The organism is Candidatus Binatia bacterium, from assembly GCA_023150935.1.
Classification (GTDB): Bacteria; Desulfobacterota; Binatia; order HRBIN30; family HRBIN30; genus JAKLJW01.
Genome location: JAKLJW010000075.1, coordinates 1 through 8,047, shown reverse-complemented (window position 1 = coordinate 8,047; position 8,047 = coordinate 1). Strand labels below are relative to the sequence as shown.

Sequence of the window (8,047 nt, the reverse complement as noted above, 5' to 3'; positions counted from 1 at the left end):
ACTGCCGCTCCATGGCCTGAAGATTTCTTCGCGCCGTGCGCAGACTTTCGGCGATAGTAGTTCAGGACAGGCTTCGAGACGGCCGCTGAGCCCTTCGACACGCCGATTGAGAAAACATCGGTTGCTCAGGGCGCTCGGGTTGTCGACATGCGGCCTCCTCAGGGTGAGCGGTGTATATATCCGAATGCATGAGCAGGTCTCCGCTCACACCGCGGCTCGCTTCGACCGATTCTATGCGCACCACCGACTTGCCCAACCGGCGCAGCAAGCGCTGCGCGCCGGGGAACGCCTTTGCGGGCGCCGCTCAGAGGTCTTCGAGGATGGTCTTGATGTCTTGCGAGTGGTTCAGGACCCGAACCACTTCGATCGCGGTGGGCCGGACGAAATAGAAGATTGATACCGGGAAGTCGTCGACACGCCAGGCTCGCAGTCCTTTGAGGTCGCTCCGCTTGGTCTCCCAGAGATGCCCGATCTGAGGCATCGAAAGCAGTCGGGTGCAGGCTTCGCGAAGATCACGAAGGAAGCGGCGTGCCACTTCCGGATTCCGGGCCGCCAGGTAGCCGATGTATTCGTCGATGTCCTCATCGGCTGACCCGGATACGGTCAGCTCGCGTGTCACGCTCGCTTAGCGCGGCGAGACCTGGAGTCGATCAACGCCTCCTTTTCATCCCACCACTTCGGTGTGACCTTGATGCGTTTCTTCGAGTGGACACCTTCCAACAGCAAAGCCTCGACCTTCTCCCGGGTGTCGCGTTCGAGGTCCTCGCGAATGAGTTGGCGGACGTACTCGCTAGCCGATCCATACGCCTGACGCGTGAGCTTCTGTTCCAGGCGCTCGCGGAGAGCGGATGGAATCGAGATGTTCATGCTGGTCAACGATCTAGTCTTCATGAAAGCAGTCTATGGGCGATGGCAGAGAGTGTCAATTCCTGCCAGGAGTAGGTGGCCAGATCCGGGGAGTCCGAACGTTCTGAGCGTGGCTCGGCGTTACGCCGGATCGGCAGCTCGTGGCCTATCGCTATCCTGCGGGGCCATCACAGCCGCAAAGAAACTCAAATACCGTCCGTCTGTCGCCCGTCGGACTGCCAGCCTACCCGAGTACCCGGCTGAGCTCGTCGTGAGGGGACCATTCGAAGCGTGCGTGTTTGCCGGCGCGGGTTGCGCTCACACCGCGGCCCGCTTCGACCGATCCTATGCGCACCACCGACTTGCCCAACAGACGCAGCGCGCGATGCACGGCGGGGAACGCCTTTGCCGGCGCCGTTACGAGCAACGCTCCCGACGCGATCAAGCCGAGCGGTCGCACGTCGAGGCCGGCACACAGCTTCGCCGTGAGCGGCAGTATCGGGATCGCGTCCAGATCGATACGCAATCGCCGGCCCGACGCACTCGCCAACTCCGCCAGCGCCGCCGCCACTCCTCCTTCCGTCGGGTCGTGCATGGCCGTCACCCCCGCCTTTGCCGCCGCCAGCGCCGCCGCCACAACGGAAATGCCCGGTCGATGGTGAAATCGGGCCGCCCGGCGCTGGCCCGCCACGCCGAGCAACCGTACCGCCTCGCGCGAAAACGCCCGCGCCAGAATCGACGTGCCCTCGATTCCCGCCGTCCCGACTATCGCCACGACGTCGCCGGGTCGCGCCCCGGCCGAGGTTACCAGGTCACCACGCCCGACCACCCCCTGCATGTCTCCGACGACGATCGGTCGGGTTACCACCGGGGATACCTCCGTGTGCCCCCCGGTCACGGCGATGCCCAATCCCCGCGCGGTGAGATGGATGTCCCGTACGATGCCAGTCACCTCCGACGGCCGCGTTCCCGTCGGGACGACGATCGTCGCCTGAAACCACGCCGGACGGCAGCCCATAACCGCAACGTCGTTGGCATTTACGTGTACCGCGTACCAACCGACTTCGTCAGCCGTGAAAGTCACCGGATCCGTCTTGAGCACGAGGTATTGTCGCCCAAGGTCGATGACTGCCGCGTCCTCGCCGAACGCTGGACCGATCCGCACCCGGCGGTCGATGGCACCGGTCAGGCGGACCACCCGGCGCAACACCGCGACCGGCAACTTCCCGGCGGGCAACGGCCGGTTCGCACCGATGGGAAGATCGACCGGTCGAGAGCCGGCCGTCGACTCCTGTAACGTCTCCCCGCCCGCGCGCCGCGCTCTACTCACCCTTGCGCCGCTGCGAGTATTCCTGCAACTCGCGTTCGAGTGCCGCAAACGCCGCGTGGATTGCATCGCCCATGCTGGCCTTCGATTTGGTGACTCGTAACGTGTCGTTCGGTACCGCGGCTGTGAGCCGTACTTCCTCGTCGCCGCGGACATGGTGCGTGCTGTGCACGAGAGTTACGTGCAGCCGCAGAATGTCTGCGCAGAACTCCTTCAGCTTTTCCGCCCGCCGGTCCACGATCGACCGCCAGCGCGGATGCACCTCGCTGTGCTGAGCTTTCAGGTCGATTTCCATTTCTGGTTCGTCCTCTCCCAACCCGCTGCCGATGTCTCTGCCTCTACCTCTACCTCTGCCTACAACCAGTGCCCATCAACAAGGCACCACGACCGATCTCCGGACACCACGGAGATTACCGGCCAGGCACATCCTCCATGGGTTATCCGACATCGAAGCCGCATTCTTGCCACCATAACTGCATAGAACTGGCAAAATAGCCACATTCACGACAGACCTTGACCCGGCGCGCGCCGTTTGTTGCGATCCGACCACCACGTCCGAACATGGCATGCCTTCTGCTTCGATAGGTGTACGGCAGTTGAGGAGAGACGAGATGAAAGCCACCGGCATGAACACGGACGTTGCAGTGAATGCTCGCCTGTTGAAGGTCGGGTTGGAAGTTTTCCCCGTCTATGGCGACGAGCGATCTGGTTGGAGCGTCGATCCGGGCGACCTCTACCCGCAGATGCCTGCGTGGTACAGGTACGGGTCGATCGACGAGTTGTTTTTCGCTCTGGTGAATCTCAATTTCGGTCCCGAAGGCAAGGCCTGAGCGAGGCGCGCATGGCCATCCGGACGACGATGGAGCACGGCAAAGCGTCGCGCCCGTCGTCGGGTGGCCGGGTTCCCCGATCCGCACCTGGCGCTCACGATCCGGCATACCTTGACTCCCCGCGGGTTTTTCAGCAGCGTACGGCGCGGGAACAAAGCGTCGGCCACCGTTCCCGCGTCGAGGTTCCGTGAGCGAGATCCCGTACTACCTGTCCATTGGTGACGAAGTCGATATCTTCACCGCCGCTTATCAGTGCCGCCTGCCCGTCCTTCTCAAGGGTCCGACCGGGTGCGGCAAGACGCGGTTTGTCGAGCACATGGCGCACCGCCTGCGGGGGGTCGATGGAGACGCTCCACCCGGGCAGGAAGTGCCGCCGAGCACGCTGATCACGGTCGCCTGCCACGAGGACCTGACCGGCAGCGATCTTGTCGGTCGGTACTTGATCAAGGGGGACGAGACCGTCTGGATCGACGGCCCGCTCACGCAAGCGGTGCGCGCCGGGGTGATCTGCTACCTCGATGAAATCGTCGAGGCGCGCAAGGACACCATCGTTCTCATTCATCCGCTTACCGATCACCGCCGCATCCTGCCCATCGACAAGAAGGGCGAGATTATCGAGGCCCACCCGGACTTCTTGCTCGTCATTTCGTACAACCCCGGTTACCAGAGTGTTCTCAAGGACCTGAAGCACTCGACCCGGCAGCGATTCGTGACCATCGAGTTCGACTATCCGCCGCGCGACAAGGAAGCGCAGGTGGTGGCCCACGAAAGCGGTGTCGATATGGATACGGCGCTGGCGTTGGCGAAGCTCGGAGAGAAGGTTCGCCACCTCAAGGCGAGCGGCCTCGAAGAAGGGGTGAGCACGCGGCTGCTGATATACGCCGGCCAGCTCATCAAGCAGAACGTGCCGCCGCGCCGCGCCTGCCGCGTCGCCGTAAGCACTTCGCTGACCGACGACGTCGAGTCGCAAAAGGCCATAGAGGCGCTGGTCACGGCACTATTCGAGTGATCCGCCTTCGCATGCATCCGCCGCGTCGCGGGACGGGAGTCGACCGGCGCGAGGTTCATCTGGCGTAAATGGGTACGCGGGCACTGTGGTTCGAAGCGCACCTGCTCGGCGAGCGTGCGGGGCGGCAGGCGCGGGAGGCGTGCGAGCGGCTCGGGCCGGCCGTACACGAGACGATTCTGCGTGCTGGGGATCGGCTCGCGGCGGTTTCCCCCGCCGTCGCGCAGGCCTTCTATCGGCGCGCCCCTGAAGTCTGGTTGGCTCTGGGCGAAGCCGATTTCCTGCACTGGGTAGATCTGGGCAACGAGTTCCTGTCCGGCGCGCGCCCGCACCGGGAAGCGGCGCTGGCGTTTTTCGGCGTCCCGGCGCCCGCCGTCGCCGGTGCCGGGCTGCAGGGTCTTCAGGCGTGGTGCGCGATCGGCCGTCGTCTGGCCGAGACCTCGCGCAAGTTGAGTGCGACGTTCTTCGGTGGCACGGCGGCGCTGGTGGCGACCACCGATGCCGAGACGTTGACGACGTGGGTGCGTCACGGTCTGGCGCTCTACGAAAGCGTCGGCTGGCGCGGCGAATTCCTCGCCCACGGCTACTTCGCCGCCGCCCCCCATGTCCTGCCGGTCCTGAGCGACGTGGAGTTGCTGCCGTGGACCCGGCTCGGGGCGGCGATCGAGGCGGCGCAACGCGAGGCCCAGTTCTTCGGTCCGCTGCCGCCCGGCCTCGCGGCGCTGAAACCAACCGAGCGTCTCGTCCTGCTTCAGTTCGCCGCCGAGTTAGCGCCGCGTCATCCCGTCGCGGCGGCCACGATCTATACCAGTTTGCCCGCCGCCCTGCGCCGCGTTCCGGGTACTCTGCGCGCGACGCTCTTGCATGCGCTGCAAGCGGCGGCGCCGGTGGCCGCGGAAGCGCTGGCCGAGGTATCACCGGTGCTCGGCGCCCTGGTGCGCGATCTCCCGGCAACGCACCGCGCGACCGCCGTCGGTCATGCGGAAGCCGTCGGCCGCGGCTTTCCGCAGGGAGTGGTCGCCCTCCTGCGCACCCTGCCGCTGGCTTACGAGGACGCACCGGCCGACGCAGTGGCCGACTGGGTCGCGCGGGGGCTCGAAATCGCCCTGTACAACGAAGAGGCGGGACTCGCCTACTTCGCTCTCGAATCGCGCACCAGCGTGCAGATCCTGCACGCGTCGTCGACTGCCGCGGCGATTGGCGACGTTCAGGGCTTGCTGCGCAAGTACGTGCACATGCTCAGCGGGCGGTCGGTCTCGATTCGGTCCAGCGAGACGATGCGCCTGCGGCCGCCGCTGGAGGAGTTCCCGCTGGAGAACGAGATCGCCCTGCCGTTGCGCATCGACGTGTTCGCGACACACGAACGCAATTGCGATCTGTACCGGTTCCTCGCCGCGCAGCTTGCCGGCCGTCGCGATTTCGGTACGTACGCGATCCAACTACCCGGCGAGAGCAGCGAAGGTCTGGTCGATTATCTGCGGGCGCCGGAACAGCCGGAGCTGCTCGAAGAGTTGTTCCTGCTTGCCGAGGGCTTTCGCGTTGCGGCCGGATTGGCGCGGCAGTATCCGGGTTTGGCGCGCGAACAGAGGGTGTTGATGGCGGAGGTGCTCGACCGGCAGGCGACCCGCCGGCCGCCGCCACAGGGAGTTGTCCTCGACTGTGCCCTGGCGTGGTTGCTGGCGGCGCGGCCGGCCGGCGAGCTGCCGGCCTGGTTGGAGTCGGTTGTCCACACCGTGGCGCCGTGCGTCGCACCGCTGGCGAGCGCGACGGCCACGGCCAACGATGCCCTGCAGATTGCGCATGCCCTTGCCGCGCAGCTCGCCCAGCCGCGCCAGCGACGGTCTGATGCCGATCTCGAGGCCATGGCCCTTGACCGGCTTATGGCCGAAGGGCTGCTTGATTACCCGGAGGGCGAGAGCGGACTTCCGCTGCCCGGCAGTGACACGCCCGGTCCGCCCGCCGACGAGCAGGAACCCGGCGATCTGGGCGAGCACAAGCTGGCGCTCGAGACCGAAACCGACGGCAACGCGGTGCAGTCGCCGATGTCTCCGGAGATGCTCCAGAGACTCATCGAGGCCGGTGTCGAGTTGCGCGTTACGCAGGGCCACGGCAACGACGTGGACGGACTCGGTCTGTACATCACCGACCTGCTCGGCAAGTTGCCCGACGATCAGCTCGACGAGCTGCGGCGTCTGCTCGGCGAGGGCAAACGTACTGACCGACCCGCGCCGCGGCGCTGGCTGGACCGGCGTACGCAGGGCGCGGCATTTTACTACGACGAGTGGGACTACCACATCGGCGACTACCGTCAGCGCTGGTGCCGCCTGCAGGAGATCCTGCTCGACGGCGACTCGGGCGAGTTCTTCAACCAGGCGCTGCTTACCCACGCCGCGCTGATTCCGGATATCCGCCGCCAATTCCAGAAGATCCGCCCGGAGATGTACCGGGTGGTTCGCGGCCTCGAGGACGGCGAGGACTTCGACCTCAACGCCGTCGTCGCCGCCCGCATCGAGCGGCGTGCCCGCATTGCCCCGTCGCCGAAACTGTACGTGGCGCGGACGCGCGAAGAGCGCGATGTGGCGACGCTGTTCCTGATCGACATGAGCGCCTCGACCGACGAGCCGTTGCAGAAGACCGGCCCGCCGATGTCGGGTGCGGCGGCGGAGCGTGCGGCCGCCGGACTGCCGCCGCGCAAGGCCGACCTGGGCCGGCGCATCATCGATGTCACCAAGGAAGCGCTGGTGATCATGGCTGAAGCGCTGGAGGAGATCGGCGACGCTTACGCGATCTACGGCTTCTCCGGGCACGGCCGGCAGCAGGTGGAGTTCTATCTCGTCAAGGCGTTCAACGAGACGTTGTCCACCGCCGTGCGCGGGCGTATCGGCGGCATCGAGCCGAAGCGCAGTACGCGCATGGGCACGGCGTTGCGGCACGCCACGGAGAAGCTGTCGACGATCTCGGCGCGGTCGCGGCACATTATCCTGTTGAGCGACGGCTTCCCGCAGGACTTCGACTACGGGCAGGACCGGCGGAGCAATGTCTACGGAATTCGCGACACGACCGTGGCGTTGCGCGAGTGCGAGGCGGCGGGGATCGTGCCGTTCTGCATCACCGTGGACAAGGCCGGGCACGACTATCTGCGCGAGATGTGCGAGGAGTCGCGCTACATGGTGATCGAAGACACGGCGGCACTACCGCGCGAGCTGCCGAAGATCTACCAGCGCGTCGTCGCGCCGGGACGGTAACGGTCCGCACGACGGTGTCCTTCCGGCAAGCGTGCGTGACGGCTCCGCGCGCCCGTGCCGCGCGGCTACGGCTCCTTCGGGTCATCGTCGGCCGCCGGGTCGAACGTCAGGGACACGGAGTTGATGCAGTAGCGCAGGCCGGTGGGGTGAGGGCCGTCGGGGAAGACGTGGCCGAGGTGGGCGCCGCAGGTGGCGCAGAGAACTTCGGTGCGGCGCATGCCGTCGCTGATGTCATCCTCGGTGGCGACGTTCTGCGCGTCGACCGGGGCATAGAAGCTGGGCCATCCGCTGCCCGAGTCGAACTTCGTGTCCGAGCTGAACAGCGGCTCGCCGCAGGCGACGCACCGGTACATGCCGGGATCGTGGTTGTCCCAGTGGGCGCCGGTGAAGGGGCGCTCGGTGCCTTTGAGCCGGCAGACGGCGAACTGCTCGGGCGTCAGCTCCTGCTGCCAGTCCGCCTCGGATTTCTCGACCTTCTTTGCCATGATCCACAGATTGCGACCGCCCGGCGACCCTATCCGCGCTCAGCCGTCAGAGCTGACCCATAACAACCTAACACCCAACAACCTAACAGCCTTATCCAAGAAAGGAAGAAAGCTCATGAGTACCGAGTTCTTCGGCGACGAAAGAAAAAAAAGACGAAAAAGACGAAGACACCCATGATTGGGGGGAGGCTAAAAGACGAATGATAAAAGACGAAGACACCCATGATTGGAGGGAGGCCGTCTGCCGGGCGCATCCACCAGCTCCGTCATGTAGCGTCGTATAGGGCCTTGACATTAACCCTATACAC

At 65.5% G+C, this 8,047-nt stretch carries 8 protein-coding genes; 3 read left to right on the top strand and 5 right to left on the bottom strand.

Features of this window, described 5'->3' with window-relative positions:
- Positions 1 to 304: 304 nt before the first annotated feature.
- From L6Q96_22600 to L6Q96_22585, 4 genes are all read right to left on the bottom strand, one after another.
- A complete protein-coding gene (locus L6Q96_22600; GenBank protein MCK6557340.1) occupies positions 305 to 619 on the bottom strand; it encodes a type II toxin-antitoxin system RelE/ParE family toxin in 315 nt (104 codons plus the stop codon).
- Positions 616 to 891 carry a type II toxin-antitoxin system ParD family antitoxin gene (locus L6Q96_22595; GenBank protein MCK6557339.1) on the bottom strand — a complete coding sequence of 92 codons (276 nt, stop codon included), beginning with the start codon at positions 889 to 891 and terminating at the stop codon, positions 616 to 618. Before L6Q96_22595 ends, L6Q96_22600 begins: the two co-directional genes overlap by 4 nt.
- Before the next feature lie 199 nt (positions 892 to 1,090).
- Positions 1,091 to 2,176, bottom strand: coding sequence for an AIR synthase-related protein (locus L6Q96_22590; GenBank protein MCK6557338.1), 1,086 nt, complete (start codon positions 2,174 to 2,176; stop codon positions 1,091 to 1,093).
- On the bottom strand, positions 2,169 to 2,468 hold the full coding sequence (locus L6Q96_22585) for an HPF/RaiA family ribosome-associated protein (protein MCK6557337.1): 300 nt from the start codon (positions 2,466 to 2,468) through the stop codon (positions 2,169 to 2,171). The genes L6Q96_22590 and L6Q96_22585 overlap by 8 nt, the downstream gene beginning before the upstream one ends.
- 316 nt (positions 2,469 to 2,784) lie before the next feature.
- On the opposite strand from L6Q96_22585, the gene L6Q96_22580 reads away from it, so the two are divergent.
- The 3 genes from L6Q96_22580 (at position 2,785) to L6Q96_22570 (ending at position 7,254) form a co-directional block, all read left to right on the top strand.
- Complete coding sequence (locus L6Q96_22580; GenBank protein MCK6557336.1) at positions 2,785 to 3,003, top strand: hypothetical protein; 219 nt, start codon at positions 2,785 to 2,787, stop codon at positions 3,001 to 3,003.
- A 187-nt stretch (positions 3,004 to 3,190) separates the two neighbouring features.
- Entirely contained in the window at positions 3,191 to 4,012 is an 822-nt protein-coding gene (locus tag L6Q96_22575; GenBank protein MCK6557335.1) for a CbbQ/NirQ/NorQ/GpvN family protein, read from the top strand.
- A 68-nt stretch (positions 4,013 to 4,080) separates the two neighbouring features.
- Positions 4,081 to 7,254 carry a VWA domain-containing protein gene (locus tag L6Q96_22570; protein ID MCK6557334.1) on the top strand — a complete coding sequence of 1,058 codons (3,174 nt, stop codon included), beginning with the start codon at positions 4,081 to 4,083 and terminating at the stop codon, positions 7,252 to 7,254.
- Between the two features lie 65 nt (positions 7,255 to 7,319).
- Here L6Q96_22570 and msrB read toward each other — a convergent pair whose 3' ends face one another.
- Entirely contained in the window at positions 7,320 to 7,739 is a 420-nt protein-coding gene (msrB, locus tag L6Q96_22565; GenBank protein ID MCK6557333.1) for a peptide-methionine (R)-S-oxide reductase MsrB, read from the bottom strand.
- Positions 7,740 to 8,047: the final 308 nt, after the last annotated feature.